The organism is Methylobacterium sp. UNC300MFChir4.1 (genome assembly GCF_900110155.1).
GTDB lineage: Bacteria > Pseudomonadota > Alphaproteobacteria > Rhizobiales > Beijerinckiaceae > Methylobacterium.
Window position 1 is genome coordinate 652447 of sequence record NZ_FOCS01000001.1, and the last position, 15134, is coordinate 667580.

The 15134-nt window shown below is 74.9% G+C and carries 16 protein-coding genes; 2 read left to right on the forward strand and 14 right to left on the reverse strand.

Features of this window, described 5'->3' with window-relative positions:
* Nucleotides 1–94: 94 nt before the first annotated feature.
* A complete protein-coding gene (locus tag BMY19_RS03155) occupies nt 95–454 on the reverse strand; it encodes a heme-degrading protein HmuQ (RefSeq protein ID WP_100250805.1) in 360 nt (119 codons plus the stop codon).
* A 355-nt stretch (nt 455–809) separates the two neighbouring features.
* On the opposite strand from BMY19_RS03155, the gene BMY19_RS03160 reads away from it, so the two are divergent.
* The gene (locus BMY19_RS03160; RefSeq protein WP_020094642.1) at nt 810–1247 is read left to right on the forward strand and encodes a helix-turn-helix domain-containing protein; all 438 of its coding nucleotides are present in this window, start codon (nt 810–812) and stop codon (nt 1245–1247) included.
* Nucleotides 1248–1307: 60 nt separating this feature from the next.
* Here BMY19_RS03160 and BMY19_RS03165 read toward each other — a convergent pair whose 3' ends face one another.
* Genes BMY19_RS03165 through cbiE form a run of 4 tightly spaced genes read right to left on the reverse strand, consistent with a single transcriptional unit; the run spans nt 1308 to nt 5018 of the window.
* Nucleotides 1308–2627, reverse strand: coding sequence for a cobyrinic acid a,c-diamide synthase CobB (locus tag BMY19_RS03165; RefSeq protein WP_091926854.1), 1320 nt, complete (start codon nt 2625–2627; stop codon nt 1308–1310).
* Nucleotides 2624–3400 (reverse strand): precorrin-4 C(11)-methyltransferase, encoded by a 777-nt coding sequence (cobM, locus tag BMY19_RS03170; protein WP_100250806.1) that lies wholly within the window; start codon nt 3398–3400, stop codon nt 2624–2626. The genes BMY19_RS03165 and cobM overlap by 4 nt, the downstream gene beginning before the upstream one ends.
* Entirely contained in the window at nt 3397–3801 is a 405-nt protein-coding gene (locus BMY19_RS03175) for a cobalamin biosynthesis protein (RefSeq protein WP_244534817.1), read from the reverse strand. The genes cobM and BMY19_RS03175 overlap by 4 nt, the downstream gene beginning before the upstream one ends.
* Nucleotides 3798–5018: a precorrin-6y C5,15-methyltransferase (decarboxylating) subunit CbiE gene (gene cbiE, locus BMY19_RS03180; protein ID WP_100250808.1), complete on the reverse strand. Its 1221-nt coding sequence runs from the start codon at nt 5016–5018 to the stop codon at nt 3798–3800. Before cbiE ends, BMY19_RS03175 begins: the two co-directional genes overlap by 4 nt.
* Between cbiE and BMY19_RS03185 the strand changes: the two genes are divergently transcribed.
* Nucleotides 5017–5829 (forward strand): cobalt-precorrin-6A reductase, encoded by an 813-nt coding sequence (locus tag BMY19_RS03185; RefSeq protein WP_100250809.1) that lies wholly within the window; start codon nt 5017–5019, stop codon nt 5827–5829. The two genes, cbiE and BMY19_RS03185, sit on opposite strands and share 2 nt — an antisense overlap.
* Here BMY19_RS03185 and cobJ read toward each other — a convergent pair.
* From cobJ to BMY19_RS03230, 9 genes are all read right to left on the reverse strand, one after another.
* A complete protein-coding gene (gene cobJ / locus BMY19_RS03190; protein ID WP_091680790.1) occupies nt 5796–6557 on the reverse strand; it encodes a precorrin-3B C(17)-methyltransferase in 762 nt (253 codons plus the stop codon). The two genes, BMY19_RS03185 and cobJ, sit on opposite strands and share 34 nt — an antisense overlap.
* Nucleotides 6554–7333, reverse strand: a complete 780-nt coding sequence (locus BMY19_RS03195) for a precorrin-2 C(20)-methyltransferase (protein WP_012320065.1) — start codon at nt 7331–7333, stop codon at nt 6554–6556. Before BMY19_RS03195 ends, cobJ begins: the two co-directional genes overlap by 4 nt.
* Nucleotides 7333–8025 carry a precorrin-8X methylmutase gene (locus BMY19_RS03200; RefSeq protein WP_280141596.1) on the reverse strand — a complete coding sequence of 231 codons (693 nt, stop codon included), beginning with the start codon at nt 8023–8025 and terminating at the stop codon, nt 7333–7335. The genes BMY19_RS03195 and BMY19_RS03200 overlap by 1 nt, the downstream gene beginning before the upstream one ends.
* Nucleotides 8022–9281, reverse strand: a complete 1260-nt coding sequence (locus BMY19_RS03205; RefSeq protein ID WP_244534818.1) for a precorrin-3B synthase — start codon at nt 9279–9281, stop codon at nt 8022–8024. Before BMY19_RS03205 ends, BMY19_RS03200 begins: the two co-directional genes overlap by 4 nt.
* Before the next feature lie 74 nt (nt 9282–9355).
* Nucleotides 9356–12685 (reverse strand): cobaltochelatase subunit CobN, encoded by a 3330-nt coding sequence (gene cobN / locus BMY19_RS03210; RefSeq protein ID WP_100250811.1) that lies wholly within the window; start codon nt 12683–12685, stop codon nt 9356–9358.
* 46 nt (nt 12686–12731) lie between these two features.
* On the reverse strand, nt 12732–13766 hold the full coding sequence (gene cobW / locus BMY19_RS03215; protein ID WP_100250812.1) for a cobalamin biosynthesis protein CobW: 1035 nt from the start codon (nt 13764–13766) through the stop codon (nt 12732–12734).
* Nucleotides 13763–14164, reverse strand: a complete 402-nt coding sequence (locus BMY19_RS03220) for a DUF1636 domain-containing protein (protein ID WP_020094630.1) — start codon at nt 14162–14164, stop codon at nt 13763–13765. The genes cobW and BMY19_RS03220 overlap by 4 nt, the downstream gene beginning before the upstream one ends.
* A complete protein-coding gene (locus BMY19_RS03225; RefSeq protein ID WP_020094629.1) occupies nt 14157–14909 on the reverse strand; it encodes a CbtA family protein in 753 nt (250 codons plus the stop codon). The genes BMY19_RS03220 and BMY19_RS03225 overlap by 8 nt, the downstream gene beginning before the upstream one ends.
* Before the next feature lie 16 nt (nt 14910–14925).
* Complete coding sequence (locus BMY19_RS03230) at nt 14926–15108, reverse strand: CbtB domain-containing protein (protein ID WP_026605173.1); 183 nt, start codon at nt 15106–15108, stop codon at nt 14926–14928.
* Nucleotides 15109–15134: the final 26 nt, after the last annotated feature.

Below are 15134 nucleotides of genomic sequence, written 5' to 3' on the forward strand. Positions count from 1 at the left end.
CTATTTCAATTCACGCGAGTTTCTTTCATCGCGGTTTCAACCGGATCGGCGCCTCGAATGACCCCGGCCGAAGGGCAGCCGGGGTCCGCCGCGTTCAGACGGCGTCCGCGTCCTGGCGCGCGTCCTGGCGCGCATCGGCCGTCCCGCCGACCGTCTGGATCGTCTCGAAACCCTCGAATTGGGGATGGCCGAGATACAGGGGCTTGGTCGATGGCACGCGGCCATGCGCCTTGCGGAACTGCTCGGACCGGGTCCAGGCCTCGAAATCGGCACGCGATCGCCAGATCGTGTGCGAGGCGTAGAGCACGTGGTCCTCGTGCTCGGGGCCGCGCAGCAGGTGAAACTCGACGAAGCCCGGCATCTCGCCGAGGTGGCTGTCGCGCCCGAGCCAGACGGCCTCGAAATCCGCCGTCGCGTCCTTAACGACCTTGAAGCGATTCATCGCGATGAACATGCGTGCCTCCTGCGCGGTACCGAACCTACATGCCTCTGTGGTCCTAAGGGGTACCGCCGCGCGGCGACAAGGCGCACCTCGAAAGCAGCCGTGACCTCCACGTCGACATTTGAGCAACAATGTTGCAAAGATGTGTGGGCTTAAACTAGAAGATGTAACCTTCGACTTGCGAAGCTTGACAACTTGGTGTCCTACTGCGCCGCGGTTCACCTGTGTCGGGATCAGGGCTATAGCCGGACATCGCCACGGAGTACCGGCAACCTGACGTGCAGGACATGCGACTAAGGGGCGGACGGTGAAGCGGCGCGACAGCGAGGCGAAGACACCCCGTCCGCAGGAGGATGCAGCCCACGCCATGGACAAGGATTCCTCCGGCCAGACGATGCCGAAGCAGACGACGGACGTCGATCGCCTCGTCGGCATCCGGATCACAGCGCTGCGCAAGGCTCGCGGCATGAGCCAGACCGCGCTGGGCAACGCGGTCGGCGTGACCTTCCAGCAGGTTCAGAAATACGAGAAGGGCCAGAACCGGGTCGGGGCCGGCCGGCTGCGCGAGATCGCGCGCCTCCTCGAGGTTCCGGTCTCCGCGTTCTTCGAGGAGAACGAGCCGCGCGAGAACGCGCAGGAGGACGTGTTCGGCTTCCTCAGCGCCCACGGCGCCATCGAGCTGCTGCGCGCCTACGCCCAGATCGAGGACGAGCAGATGCGCCGCGACGTGCTCGCGCTGGTCCGCAGCGCCGCGCGACTCGCGCAGAACCGCGGCGCAACCGCGCCGACGACGGATCCGGCCTGACCGGCGCGCGAAACAGGCTTCACCTCGGGGACCTTCGAAGCGGCTGCGCCGAGCCCGGCGTCACGGCGGATCGGTCGCGATCAGGTGGAAGAAGCTGCCGGTGACGGGTCCGACCCGGTGGCCGGCCAGTCCCAGATCGACACCTTCGGCATCCGTCACGCGGGCGAGCGCCGTTTCCTCAGGCGCGATCGGCGAGAGTTCGCTGGCGTAGTGGAATTCGTGGCCGACGAGGCGCGTGCCCGCGGCGCCGAGCAGGCCGGATTCGCAGAGTTGCGCGACGCGATAGCCGAGATGCAGCTTGCGCCGGTGATACGAGGTCGCGACCGGTAGCAGTCCGGCCATGGCATGGGTCGCTCCGTCGGCATCCTGCAACGTCTCGCCCAGCACCATGTAGCCGCCGCACTCCCCGTGGACCGGCCGGGTCCGCGCGAAGCGGCGCAGCCCGTCTAGGAAGCGGGTCGCGCCGGCGATCGGGCCCGCGTGCAGTTCCGGATAGCCGCCCGGCAGCCAGCAGACGTCGCAATCCTCGGGCGGTCCCTCGTCGGCCAAGGGCGAGAACGGCACGAGTTCGGCGCCGGCCATCCGCCACCCGGTCTCGAGATGCGGGTAGAGGAAGCTGAACGCGGCGTCCCGGGCGACCGCCACGCGCTGTCCGGGCGGCCGGGGCAGGCGGCCACCGGAGGGCGGTACGGTGCCGCTCGCGCAGGCCGTCACGGCGTCGAGGTCGATGCCCGCCTCCGCGAGGTCGGCGAGCCTGTCGAGGCGCGCGGCGAGATCCGCGGTCTCGCCGGCCTGCACGAGCCCCAGGTGGCGCTCGGGCAGGACGAGCTGCGCGTCGCGCATCAGCGCGCCGAGCACCGGCAGCCCTGCGCGCTCCATGCCGGCTTCGACGAGGCGCCGGTGACGGGCGCTCGCCACCTTGTTGAGGATCACGCCGGCGATCCGGATGCGGGGATCGTAGAGCTTGCAGCCGAGCGCCACGGCGGCCGCCGATTGCGCCGCGCCCGACACGTCCACCACGAGGACCACCGGCCAGCCGTAGCGCGCGGCGATATCGGCGTTCGCCCCGGTGCGGTTCTCGGCCGCCCGGACGCCGTCGAACAGGCCCATGGACCCCTCGGCGATCAGCAGATCGGCCGCCGCCGCCGTCGCGCCCGCCAGCGCGTCGAGGAGCGGCGGCGCCATGGCGAAGCTGTCGAGGTTGAAGCTCGGATGGCCGGTCGCGGCGTGGTGGAACGCCGGATCGATGTAGTCCGGGCCGCACTTCGCGCCGCGCACCCGCAGGCCGCGCCGGGTGAGGGCGCGCATGAGCGCGAGGGCGACGGTCGTCTTGCCGGAGCTGGAGCGCGGCGCCGCGACGAGGAGGCCGGGGGCGCTCACGACCGCGACCCCATCGTGCCGCCGGGACGGTAGCGCCGGTCGTAGTCGGGCGCGTAGAGGGCGCTCTCGCGGAACTCCGCGGCGCCCAGCGCCGGTCCGACCAGGATCAGGGCGGTGCGCTCCAGACCGGCCTCCGCGACGAGCCCGGGCAGCGCGGCGAGATCGCCCACGAGCGCCCGCTCGTCCGGCCAAGAGGCTCGGAACACCGCCGCCGCCGGGCAGGACGGGCCGTAGAAGGGGATCAGCTCGGCGGCGACGGCCTCGACGACGTGGATCGACAGGTGAATCGCCAGGGTCGCGCCGGTGGCCGCGTAGGCCGCGAGCGTCTCCCGCTTGGGCATGGCGCTCGCCCGCCCGGAGGTGCGGGTCAGGACCACGGTCTGGGCAACGCCCGGGACCGTCAGCTCCCGACGCAGCAGCGCGGCCGCGGCCGCGAAGGCGGGGACACCCGGCGTCACCGTGTAGGGAATGGCCAGCGCGTCGAGCCTGCGCATCTGCTCGGCCAGGGCGCTCCAGATCGACAGGTCGCCGGAATGCAGGCGCGCCACGTCCTGGCCGGCCGCGTGCGCCGTCCGGATCTCCGCCAGGATGGCGTCGAGGTCGAGGGGCGCCGTGTCGATGATCCGGGCACCGGGCGGGCACCAGCCCAGGATCTCGGGTGCGACGAGCGACCCGGCGTAGAGGCAGACGGGGCAGGCCGCGATGCGGTCGCGCCCGCGCACCGTGATCAGGTCGGCCGCGCCGGGGCCGGCGCCGATGAAGTGGACGGTCATGGTTCCCGTGTCGTGTCGTATCGGACGGCCAGGGCGCAAGTGGCGCCGCCGCTCGCGATCCGGGGTAGGGCGAGGCGGCTCCGGGGCCCGGCGCCGGCGAGGGCCGCCGCCTCGGCCAGCGAGCCGACGCCGCGCAGGCGCTCGATCCGCGCCGAGCGGGTGACGATCTCGGCGTCGCGGGCCTCCAGCGCGGCGGCGGCGATGGGATGCGGTGCCAGGCCGAACCGGGCCGTCGCCGCGCGGATCGCCGGGTCCGACGCCCGGTCGTCCGCCGTGGCCACGGCCGCGAGGCTCGACCGCGCGGCGCCGACCAGGGCGAGGGCGCGCTCGATCAGCTCCGCGATCTCCTCGGCCTCGGTGCCCCGGCGGAACCCGATGCCGGCGACCAGCGCTCCGGTCACGTTTTGGTCCAGGCCCACTGGATCACCGTCATGGCCGGGCGCCAGCCGTGCATTCCCCCGACCGGGCTCGCCCGCTCCACGCCGTAGCGGCGCAGGCTCCCGCCATGCGCCGCGAAGGCCGCGAGCAGCGCGGCCTCTCCCTCGAGGGTCACGGCGTTGGCGACGCAGCGACCGCCGCCCCGCAGCGCCGCCAGCACGGTCGCGAGGACCCCCGGCTCCGAGACGCCGCCGCCGATGAAAACCGCGTCCGGCGCGGGCAGGCCGGCGAGCGCGCCCGGCGCCGTGCCGGCAACGACGGCGAGGTCCGGGGCGCCGAGCGCGACGGCGTTGCGGCTGATCCGCTCGACGCGGTCCGGCCTCCCCTCGATCGCGGTGGCGCGCAGGCTCGTGTGGCGCAGCATCCACTCGATCGCGATCGAGCCGGCGCCCGCACCGACATCCCAGAGATGCTGTCCCGGATGCGGGCGCAGCGCCGACAGGGTCAGGGCCCGGATCTCGGACTTGGTCAGCTGCCCGTCATTCTCGAACAGGTCGTCGTCGAGGCCCGGCGCGAGGGGCAGGGCGCGGCCGGCACCCGCCACCGCGAGCGCCACCGTGTTCAGCGGATCGAAGTCGGCGCCGTCGAACGCGTCGGCGCGGAGCGTGCGGACGCGTTCGCGCGGCCCGCCCATCGCCTCCAGCACCGTCAGCGTCGACGCGCCGAAGCCCCGGTCGCGCAGCAAAGCGGCGAGGGCGCCGGGCGTCGTGCCGTCCCACGACAAGACGAGGAGCCGCGCACCCGGCTGGAGATGCGGGACGATCCGGGTCAGTGCGCGACCGTGGAGCGTGACCAGGGCGCACTCGGCGAGCGGCCAGCCGAGCAGAGCGCAGGCGAGGCTGAAGGCCGAAGGCTGCGGGAAGGCGCGGATCTCGTCCGTCGGCACCAGCCGGGCGATCTCGGCGCCGATGCCGTAGTGGAACGGGTCGCCCGTGGCGAGGATGCAGGTCGGCCGGCCGCGCCGCGCCAGGATCTCGGGATAGGCCTCGTGGATCGGGCTCGGCCAGGGCCGCGTCTCCGCGTCGAGCGGCCCGGCGAGGGCGAGGTGGCGCCGGCCGCCATAGACCACTTTAGCGGCGTCGAGCGCGGCGGCGGCGGACGGCGTCAGCCCGGCCCGACCGTCCTCGCCGATCCCGATGATCGACAGCCACGGGGCGCTCGACAGCGAGTCAGCGCTCATGGACAAGGCGCCCATGAACACGCCGCCCCCGATCACCGGCACGATGCGGATCCTGATCCTCGGCGGGACCGGTGAGGCGAGCGCCCTGGTGCGGTCGCTCGCGGGTCAGGCGGATCGCGCCGTGACCCTCTCGCTGGCGGGACGGACGGCGGCGCCGAAGCCCGAGCCGGTCCCGACCCGGATCGGCGGGTTCGGCGGCGCCGAGGGCCTCGCCCGCTACCTGGAGGCCGAGGCGATCACCCGCCTGATCGACGCGACCCACCCGTTCGCCGCGCGGATCTCGGCCAACGCCGCGCGCGCGGCGGCCCTGACGGGCGTGCCGCTCCTCGCGATCCGCAGGCCGGCCTGGAGCCGGGAACCCGGCGACGACTGGGTCGAGGTCGACGGGATGGAGGAGGCGGTCGCCGCCCTCGGCGCGGAGCCCCGGCGCGTGTTCCTGACGATCGGTCGACAGGAGGCCGGGGCCTTCGCGGCGGCGCCCCAACACAGCTACCTGGCGCGGACGGTCGAGCCGCTGGGCGGCATCCTGCCGGTGCCGCATCTGATTGCCCTGGAGGCGCGCGGACCGTTCGACGCCGCGTCCGAGACGGCCCTGATGCGGGCGAGCCGGATCGAGATCGTGGTCAGCAAGAACGCGGGCGGCGCGGCGACCTACGGCAAGATCGCGGCGGCGCGCGGCCTCGGAATCCCGGTCGTGATGGTGCGGCGGCCGGGCAAGCCCGACGTGCCGAGCGTCGCGGACGCCGCGGGCGCGCGCCGCTGGCTGGACGCGGGCGATCACGCCGGTCCCTCGACCTTGCGGGCCGTGTAGACGAAGGGCGCCCGGCCCGCGCGCGGGATGAGCCGCGTCGTCGAGGCGCCCAGGATCACCATCGTGGCCATGTCGGCCGGCACCGCGGGCGCCTCGGCGAGGGTCGCGACGCGGATCGCCTCGTCCGGCCGGCTGACGGCGCGGGCGAACATCACCGGCGTCTCGGGCGCGCGGATCCCGGCCGCGATCTCCAGCGCCGCCCCGAGCTGCCAGGGCCGGGCGGTGGAGATCGGGTTGTAGAGCGCCACCACGAAATCCGCGCGCAGCACCGCCTCCAGCCGCGCGGTCACGACCGGCCAGGGCTTCAGGTTGTCCGAGAGCGAGAGCGCGCAGAAGTCGCCGCCGAGCGGTGCCCCGAGCCGGGCCGCGGCGGCGAGCATCGCGGTGATGCCCGGCTCCACCGTGATGGCGAGGTCGCGCCAGCCGGGCTCGCCGTACTCGACCGCCTCGAACACCGCCGCGGCCATGGCGAAGACGCCGGGATCGCCGCCGGAGACGACCGCGACCCTGCGGCCGGAGGCGGCGAGCTGCAGCGCATGGCGCGCCCGGTCGACCTCCACCCGGTTGTCGCTGGCGTGCCGGACGAGGCCGGGACGCTCGGGCACGCGGGCCACGTATGGGAAATAGCCGACGACGTCCTCCGCCGCGTCCAGCGCCCGGCGGGCCGACTCGGTCAGCAGGGCCGCGTCGCCCGGCCCGAGGCCGACGACGGTGAGGCTTCCGCTCACGGTCGCCGGCCCTCTCCGGGCAGGAGCACCATCGAGAAGTAGGGCGCGTCGTCGTCGGCCTTGTCGGCCAGCATCACGACCCGCTCGCCCGCCATCGTGCCGCGCTCCACGTAGACCGCGCGCGCGAGCAGCCCGGCGGCCGACAGGGCGGCCCGGACCTTCGGCAGGTGCCGCCCGAGCTTCATCACCACGGCCGCGTCCGTGCCGCGCAGGCGCTCGGTCAGCGCGTCGAGCGACAGGGTCGCCGGCAGGACGGTGAGGACGTCGTCGCCCCAGGTGATCGGCGTGCCGGCCCGGGTCCAGCAGCCCGACATGCCGGTGACGCCCGGAACCACCTCCACGGGGAAGCGGTCCTTCAGGCGCCGCCACAGGTGCATGAACGACCCGTAGAAGAACGGGTCGCCCTCCGACAGGATCGCGACGTCCCGCCCGGCGCCCAGGTGGTCGGCGAGCTGCCCGGCCGCGTCGTCGTAGAAGCCGGCGAGCGCCGCCACGTAGTCCGGGTGCTCGGGGTGGATCTCGGTCGTGTAGGGATAGGCGAGGGCCATCTCGCGGGCCGGGTCGCGCAGGATCGCGTCCGCGATGGTGCGGGCGTTGCCGCGCCGGCCGCGCTTGCAGAAGTGCACCAGCACCGGCGCGCGCATCAGGATGCGCTGCGCCTTCACGGTCAGCAGCTCCGGATCGCCCGGGCCCATGCCGACGCCGTAGAGCGTGCCCGTCACCGCGGCCGCGGGGATCTCCTCGGTCGGGCCATCGAGGCGCTCGAAACCGTCCATCACTCGACCTCGCTGGCGAGCGCGTTGACCGCCGCGGCCGTCATGGCGCTGCCGCCGCGCCGCCCGTGCACGACCACGCACGGCACGCGGCCGTCCCGCGCCAGGGCCTCCTTGGACTCCGCCGCGCCGACGAAGCCGACCGGGATGCCGATCACCGCGGCGGGTGGCGCCACGCCGGCATCGAGCAGTTCCAGGAGCCGGAACAGGGCGGTCGGGGCGTTGCCCACCGCCACGACGCTGCCCGGGAGGTGCTCCCGCCACAGCTCCATGGCGGCCGCGGACCGGGTCGTGCCGAGGCTCTTGGCGAGATCCGGCACGCGCGGGTCGCCCAGGGTGCAGATCACCCTGTTGTCGGCGGGCAGGCGCGCCCGGGTGACGCCGTCGGCGACCATGCGGACGTCGCACAGGATCGGTGCGCCGGCCTTCAAGGCCGCGACGCCGGCCTCGGCGAAACCGGGCGCCATCTCCACGTCGGCCGGCAGGTCGGTCATGCCGCAGGCATGGATCATGCGGACGACGACGCGCTCGGCGGCGCCCGACCAGCGCCCGAGATCGGACTCGGCGCGGATCATCGCGAAGGAGCGCGCGTAGATCGCGCCGCCGTCGCGGATGTAGTCGTAGCGGGACGGGGACTCGTGCGCCGCGGCCGGCTCCGATCCTGTCTGGCGCAGGGCGTTCTGGCTCGCGCTCATGCCGGTCTCCTGGTCCTCCCGCAATCTGAAGGGGTGATCTCCGGCGCGAAGGCGGCGGAGAGCCCGTCGATCTCGGCCCTTCCTAGCCGCTCCAGCACGGCCTCGATAGGGAGATCCATCGCCGGCTCATCGCCGGGCGCGCCCCCGATCACCACGCCGTAGAGCCCGTCGCGGCCGACGAGGGTCAGGTCCGCCGGGCCCGGCCGCGCGCAGCCCTTGGCGCAGCCCGAGACGTGCGCGGCATGCCCCGCGACCGCCAGGGGGCCGAACGCCCCCGCGAGGCGGGCCGCGTCCGCGAGCGTGGGAGTCGATCCGGAGGCGCAGCCCGGCGCCCCCGTGCAGGCCGCGATCGCGCGCCGCGGATCGTCGGGGACGACGATGAACTCGGCCGCGAGCGCCGCCGTCGCGGCCGCATCCGAGCTCGATGCCGGCACCAGCATCACGAAACCGCGCGTGGGGGAGAGGCGGATCTCGTCCGCCCCGAGCGCCGCCGTTGCGTCGATGATCCGGTCGAGGGCGTCGGCGGTACAGCGTCCGAATGGCGCGTCGACGGCGACGCTTCTAAGGTCGCGTCCGCCCGCCGGACGTGCCGGCTCCCATTCCCGTGCGAAGCTCCGGTGCGCCTGCGCCGGTCCTGCGGGGGACTCTCCTGACGGAAGCGCCTCGGTCAGCGCGGTCCGCTCGTCGTCCGAGAGGTCGCGGATCCGGCGCCGACCGGTCCGCGCGAAGGCGCCGAGCAGGGCCGCCACGTGGCCGGGCGCCGCGTCGGCTGCGCAGGTCAGGAGCTTCCGCGGGGTCTCACCCTGCGCGACCGCGATCGCGACGCGGCCGGGTCCCTCGGCGACGACGCAGAAATCCGCTTCCGGCAGCGCCCGGCCGGGGCGGCCCTCGACAGCGACCAGGGTCTTGGCCGGCAACTCCGGGATCGCGAGCCCCGCGGTCTCGATCGCCCGGGCGAGGGCCGGCACGTCGATCGTCTCGTCCGGGTCGTGGCCGGCCAGGGGGCTCGTGAGCGTCAGGCGCTGGGGGCCGCCGTCGGCGCGCACGTCGCCGAGGCCCCGGGCCGCGAGCCAGGTGGCCAGCGGCGCGCGCGTCGCCTCGGAGACGCCGCGGATCTGGAGATTGGCCCGGGCGGTGAGATCCAGGTGCCCGTTCCCGAAGCGCCGCGCACCCTCCGCCACGGCGCGGGCCTGATCGAGGGTCAGGATCCCGAGCGGCGGGTGGACGCGCGCGAGCAGGCCGTCGCCCGTCGGCATGGGACGCGTCAGACCGGGGCACCAGCCCCGGCGGGCCGGCGCCTCGGGCAGGGCGCGCCGATGCGGGGCCGCGCTCACTCGGCGGCCTCGCGCAGCAGGGCGTCGGCCGGGAGGGCGTTGCGTCGGCTGTGCCAGAGGCCGCGGTCCCGGGCGGCGTCGAACCGCTCCAGGATCGCGCGGGCCGCGGCGGGGTTGGCGGCGCGCAGGCGCTCGAACACCTCGGCGTCGGCGATCCAGGCCGCGTAGAGCGCCTCGAAGCCCGCATTTGTCACCGCGTCGCTCGCGGCGGCCAGGACGAAGACCGCGTCGAGCCCCTGGGCGAGCTCCTGCGCGCCCCGGTAGCCGTGGCGCAGCTGGGCCGCGATCCAGCGGGGATCGGCGAGGCGCCCGCGGATCAGGCGGGCGGAATCCTCCCGGGCCGTCCGCGCCTTCGGCCGTTCCGGGACCGACACGTCGAGGCTGTAGAGGGCGGGGCTCGCCCCCTCCAGGGCCGCGGCCGCCGCGAAACCGCCCATCGCGTCGACGGCGGCGTCGCCGTCGAACAGGTCGCGCTCGGCCACGTCGAAGGCGTGGAGATAGGCGTCGGCCGCCGCGACGCGGGCGGCGAAATCGGCGTCGGGCCCGTCGCGGTCGCCGTAGGCGTGGCCGCTCGCGGCCAGGTAGGCGCGGCCGAGGTCGGCGCGGCCGTCCCAGGCGCCGTCGAGGGCCGTGGCGGCGGTGCCGGCGCCGTAGCGGCCGGGCGCGGCCCCGTAGACGCGCACCGACGCATCGCCCCGCCGGCGCGCCGCCGCGAGGGGATTCTCGTCGTCGGCCTCGTCCCGGTCCGCCACGGCGCGGGCGGCGCGGTCGAGCAACGCCAGCGTGTCGGGGAAGGTGTCGCGGAACGCGCCGGAGACGCGGACGGTGACGTCGATTCGCGGCCGGTCCAGCATGGCGAGGGGCAGGATCTCGAAGCCGGTGACGCGGGTGCTGGCATGGTCCCAGACCGGCCGCACGCCCATCAGGGCCAGGGCGTGGGCCACGTCCTCGCCACCGGTGCGCAGGGTCGGCGAGGCCCAGAGATCCATGACGATCCGGGCCGGATAGGCGCCCTCGTCCTGGAGATAACGGGTCACCACGGCGGCGGCCGCCCGCTCGCCGAGGAGCGCGGCGGCGCGGCTCGGGATGGCCCGCGGGTCGAGGGTCGCGAGGTTGCGCCCGGTCGGGAGCACGTCGGCCCGCCCACGGGACGGCGAGCCGGAGGGGCCGGGCCGGACGAACCGCCCGTCGAGGGCCGCGAGCAGGCCGGCCCGCTCGGAGGCGGCGCTCGCCGCGACGGCGTCCGCGGCCCCGTCCGGGGCGCGGGCGAAGACGTGCAGTCCGTCGCGGAAGACGGTCTCGCCGAGATCGCAGAGATGGGCGTCGAGCCGCGTCAGCGCCTCGTCCATCGGCGTGTCCGCGCCGATCCCGGCACCGTCCAGCAGTCCGGCCGCCCCGGCCTCCTCCAGGATGGCGCGGGCGATGAGGTCGGCGCGGCGGGGGTCGAGCACGCTGGCCGCCGAATACTCCTCCACCAGCTCGCGGAGCCGGGCCGCCTCGGGCGTCAGCGCGTGGACGGCGGTGTCGGGCGTCAGGTGCCCGAGCGCGACCCCGCCCAGGCGGCGCTTGAGCGGCGCGGCCTCACCCGGGTCGTCGACGATGAACGGGTAGATCACGGGCAGCCCGCCGACGCAGAGCGCCGGGAAGCAGTCGGGCGACAAGGCCACGGCCTTGCCCGGCAGCCACTCCGCGGTGCCGTGCGTGCCGAGCTGCACCAGGGCGTCGAATTGCTGCCGCAGGCCGAGATGGAAGGCCAGGTAGGCGTGGGTCGGAACGCGGTCGAGGTCGTGGTAGCCGGTCTTGCGATCGGGGTCGCGGCCGCGGTCGGGCTGGAGGAAGACCGCGAGGCCGCCGTCCCGGACCACCCGGAACCGGAAGGCGCCGTCGACGCAGGCCGGGTCCGCCTCGGCCTCGCCCCAGCTGTCGGTGACGGCGGCGCGGACGTCCTCGGAGAGCGTGCGCCACCACGCCGCGTAGGCCGCGAGCGGCACCCGGAACGCGGCCGGGCCCTCCGTGAGCGCCGCCATCAGCGCTCCGGGCTCCGGAAGCGCGCCCGCCGCGTAGCCCGCGGCCGCGAGGTCGGCGGCGATCGCGCGGGCGCTCGCGGGCGTGTCGAGGCCGACCGCGAACCCGGCCCGGCCGCCGCGGGCGGGATAGTCGGACAGGACCAGGGCGACGCGCCGCGCCGCCCGGGGCAGGGCGGCCAGCCGCAGCCATCCCGCGGCCCGGTCGGCGAGCGCGGCGATGCCGGCCTCGTAGGGCACGGCGCGCCGCTCGGCGAAGCCGGCGATCTCGGCGCTCTCCTCCTTGAACGAGATCGGGAAGCCCGAGAGCCGGCCGTCGAATTCCGGTAGCGCGACCTGCATGGCGAGATCGGCCGCGCCGAGACCGCGGGCGGAGGCCTCCCAGGCCGCGCGGGGCGACCCGACCGTGAAGGCCTGCAGCACCGGGCAGTCGCCGCCGTCGAGCACGAAGCCGGTCTCGTCCTCGCGGGCCGAGAAGGCGGTGGCGGCGATCACGAGATCGGGCCTGCGCGCGCGCACGGCCGCGGCGACCGCGGCGGCGGCCTGCGGCTCCTTCAGGCTCGACACGGCCATCGGGAGCACGCCGATCCCGCGCGCCCGCAGGGCGGCGGCGAGGGCGACGAACGGGCCGGTGTCGCCTCCGAGCACGGCGGAGCGGTAGATCAGCAGGAGCGCGACGGGTTCCGCCGCGCTGCGCGCTCCGGCGAGCGGGACCGCGGTTGCGGCCGCGGCGAGGGCTGCCTCGAAGGGAAGAACTCCGCAACCGGGGCACCAGGGAAAGCCGCGCGGGAGCGGCACGGGCGGCTCGACCGGTCCGTCGGCGCCCAGGCGAATCGCCAGGCGCCGCAGCATCCGCCGCAAATTGTCGGGGCCGCCAGCCCGGAAATAGGCGTCGAGCTGCCCGGCGAGGTCGGGATCGGTGGAGAAGGCGGCGAGGCGCGGATCCGGCCGGTCGTCGCCCGGCAGGACCGCGAGGACGACGCCGTGCGCCCGCGCGGCCTCGGCGCAGCGCTCGATCCCGTAGCGCCAGTAATCGAGGCCGCCCAGGCAGCGGATCACCACGACCTTGGCGCGCGCCACGACGCGCTCGACGTAGAGGTCGACCGAGAGCGGGTGCCGCAGCCTGGCGAGCTTCGCGAGCCGCAGGCTCGGCAGGCCGGGCTCCGCGGCGTGGGTCTGCCCGACCGACGCGAGGTCGCTGTCGGTGAAGGACAGCACCACGAGGTCGCCGGGCTCCTGCCCGAGATCCACGGCCGCCTCGCCCTCGTCGAGGGAGACGGAATCGATGCGCACGAGGTGCACCGCGGCGACCCCTAGAGCGAGTCCGGGCGGGCGTGCGCGACCGGCCTCATCCCGCGAGGGCCGAAGCGACGGCGTCCTTGTCGAAGCCCTTCAGGCCGATCACCACCAGCGTCCCGTCGCGGGCTTCCCCGGCCCGCCAGGGGCGGTCGAAGTGATGGGTCACGCGCCGGCCGACACCCTGCACCACGAGGCGCATCGGCTTGCCCGCGACCTCGGCGAATCCCTTGATGCGCAGGACGCCGGCGGCCTCGGCCGCCGCCTCGACCCGGGCCGCGAGATCCCCCGCGGTCACCGCCGGGCGCACCGGCAGCGCCACGGTCTCGAAATCGTCGTGGTCATGGTCCTCGCCCTCGCCGTGATGCGAGGGGCGGGCGTCGAGATCGTCCTCGGCGGCCGCGCCGAGGCCGAGCAGCACCCGCGGGTCGATGGCGCCGTTCTCGGTCTCGACCACCTTCACGGCGCGGGGCAGGTGCCCCTCGACCTCGGCGCGGACCCGCGCCCGCGTCGCGGCGTCGATCAGGTCGGCCTTGTTGACGACCACGAGGTCGGCGCAGAGGAGCTGGTCCTCGAACACCTCCTCCAGGGGGTTGTCGTGGTCGACCGACTGGTCGGCGGCGCGCTGGGCCGCGAGGGCCTCCGGATCCTCCGCGAAGGCGCCCGAGGCCACCGCCGGGCCGTCGACAACCGCGACCACTCCGTCGACGGTCACCCGCGAGCGGATCGCCGGCCACTGGAACGCCTGGACCAGCGGCTTCGGCAGGGCGAGGCCGGAGGTCTCGATCAGGATGTGCTCCGGCGGCTCGGCGCGGCCGAGAAGGGTCTCCAGCGCCGGCACGAAATCGTCCGCGACCGTGCAGCAGATGCAGCCGTTCGGCAGCTCGACGATGGCGTCCTCGGTGCAGCCCTCGACGCCGCAGGCGGCCAGGAAGGACTTGTCGAAGCCGATATCACCGAACTCGTTCACCAGGATCGCGAGGCGGCGCCCCTTGGCGTTCTCGACCACGTGGCGGACGAGGGTCGTCTTGCCGGCCCCGAGGAAGCCGGTGACGATGGTGCAGGGGATCTTGTTCACGAGGGTCATTCCGCGGGCTCCAGGGTGCCGGCGGGGACCGGGCGGGGTTCTGGGAAAGGGGGAATGCGGGCGATCACGCCCTTGCGGAACGCCTCCGGACGCTCGCGCCAGGGCACGATGCCGTCCGGGGTCGCCGCGTAGGCCGCGAGCCCGCCGAGGATGATCTCGGCCGAGGCGGCCGGATCCATGTCGCCGTAGACGTAGGTCCAGCGGTCGGCCGCGGCGACCGCCACGGTGCAGGGCCGCTTGCAGACCGAAAGGCACTCCACCGCCTCGACCCGCAGGTCCGGCGTGGCGCCGCTCCGCGCTCGAAGCGCCTCCAGCAGGCGGGCCCCGGCGCGGGGCCCGTCGGGGTCGTCGTCCGGCCGGCGGCAGGTGGTGCAGACGTAGAGAACGGTCTCAGGCACGGGCCGCTCCCCGATCCGCGCCGCGGGCGAAGGCCTGCCACGCCCAGCCGAGCCCCAGCCCGATCAGGATCCAGAACACGAAGCTGATGGCGAGCGACCGCGCGGCGAATTGCGCGGCGAGCGCGGCCGGAAGTTCGGACGCGGCCTCGGGCGCCTGCGGGGCACCGACGACGTGCGGCGCGATGATCAGGACGAGCCCCCCGAGGATCGTGATCAGCGCGCGGCGAATCGTGATCAGGTAGAGCCCCATGCCGGTCGCCGCGGCGGTCATCACCCACCACGCCTGCCGCGTCGCGAGCGGGGCCGCCGCGCTGCCGGGCAGTTCCGGCGGCAGGCCGAGACCCGGCGCGAGCGCGACGCTGGCGAAGGCGGCCACCGCGAAGGCGAGGCCGACCTGCGGCGTGGGTTCGCGGCTGCAGGCGAGCATCACCGCGCCGAGCAGCAGCGCGTAGCCGACGCCGCCCACGAGTGTCGCGAGCCCGGTGAAGGCCATCCGCGGCAGGCCGGGCGCGGGCTGCCATTCCGGCGCGGCGTCGGGCGCGGCGTGGTCGTGCCCGGCATGGGCGAGCACGATCGGGAACGCCTTGATCGGGAGCGCCTTGGCAGCCCGGTTCGGCGCCTCCTGCTGCTCGTAGCGCTCGGCCGCGACGATCAGCGGCGAGGTCAGCGTGAGTTCGAGGCCCGTCACGATGGCAGCCGCGAAGAAGCCGGCGGCGAGGGCCGCCGACAGGAGCCGGATGATCATCCCTGGTCCGGGGACGTCAGTGGCAGGGGAAGTTCTGGGTGTGCCGGAAATCGTGCGCCGCGTTGTGGAGCGCGATCGCCGGCGAGAAGCCCGCCATGAACAGCAGGCCGAGGCCCAGCACGGCCGCGAGTGCGACGGCGATCGGGCGCTCCGACGCGCGGGTGCCGGCGGCGATGGGGGCGAGGGTTTGCGTCGTCATCAGAAGCGTCTCCAGCCGCCCCACCG

Bases quoted from the DNA above. Each gene is read 5' to 3' on its own strand.
- BMY19_RS03155 (WP_100250805.1), bottom strand. From the start codon at position 454: ATGTTCATCGCGATGAATCGCTTCAAGGTCGTTAAGGACGCGACGGCG.
- BMY19_RS03160 (WP_020094642.1), top strand. From the start codon at position 810: ATGGACAAGGATTCCTCCGGCCAGACGATGCCGAAGCAGACGACGGAC.
- cobM (WP_100250806.1), bottom strand. From the start codon at position 3,400: ATGACCGTCCACTTCATCGGCGCCGGCCCCGGCGCGGCCGACCTGATC.
- BMY19_RS03185 (WP_100250809.1), top strand. From the start codon at position 5,017: ATGGACAAGGCGCCCATGAACACGCCGCCCCCGATCACCGGCACGATG.
- cbiE (WP_100250808.1), bottom strand. From the start codon at position 5,018: ATGAGCGCTGACTCGCTGTCGAGCGCCCCGTGGCTGTCGATCATCGGG.
- BMY19_RS03195 (WP_012320065.1), bottom strand. From the start codon at position 7,333: ATGGACGGTTTCGAGCGCCTCGATGGCCCGACCGAGGAGATCCCCGCG.
- BMY19_RS03200 (WP_280141596.1), bottom strand. From the start codon at position 8,025: ATGAGCGCGAGCCAGAACGCCCTGCGCCAGACAGGATCGGAGCCGGCC.
- BMY19_RS03205 (WP_244534818.1), bottom strand. From the start codon at position 9,281: ATGCCGACGGGCGACGGCCTGCTCGCGCGCGTCCACCCGCCGCTCGGG.
- cobW (WP_100250812.1), bottom strand. From the start codon at position 13,766: ATGACCCTCGTGAACAAGATCCCCTGCACCATCGTCACCGGCTTCCTC.
- BMY19_RS03225 (WP_020094629.1), bottom strand. From the start codon at position 14,909: ATGATCATCCGGCTCCTGTCGGCGGCCCTCGCCGCCGGCTTCTTCGCG.
- BMY19_RS03230 (WP_026605173.1), bottom strand. From the start codon at position 15,108: ATGACGACGCAAACCCTCGCCCCCATCGCCGCCGGCACCCGCGCGTCG.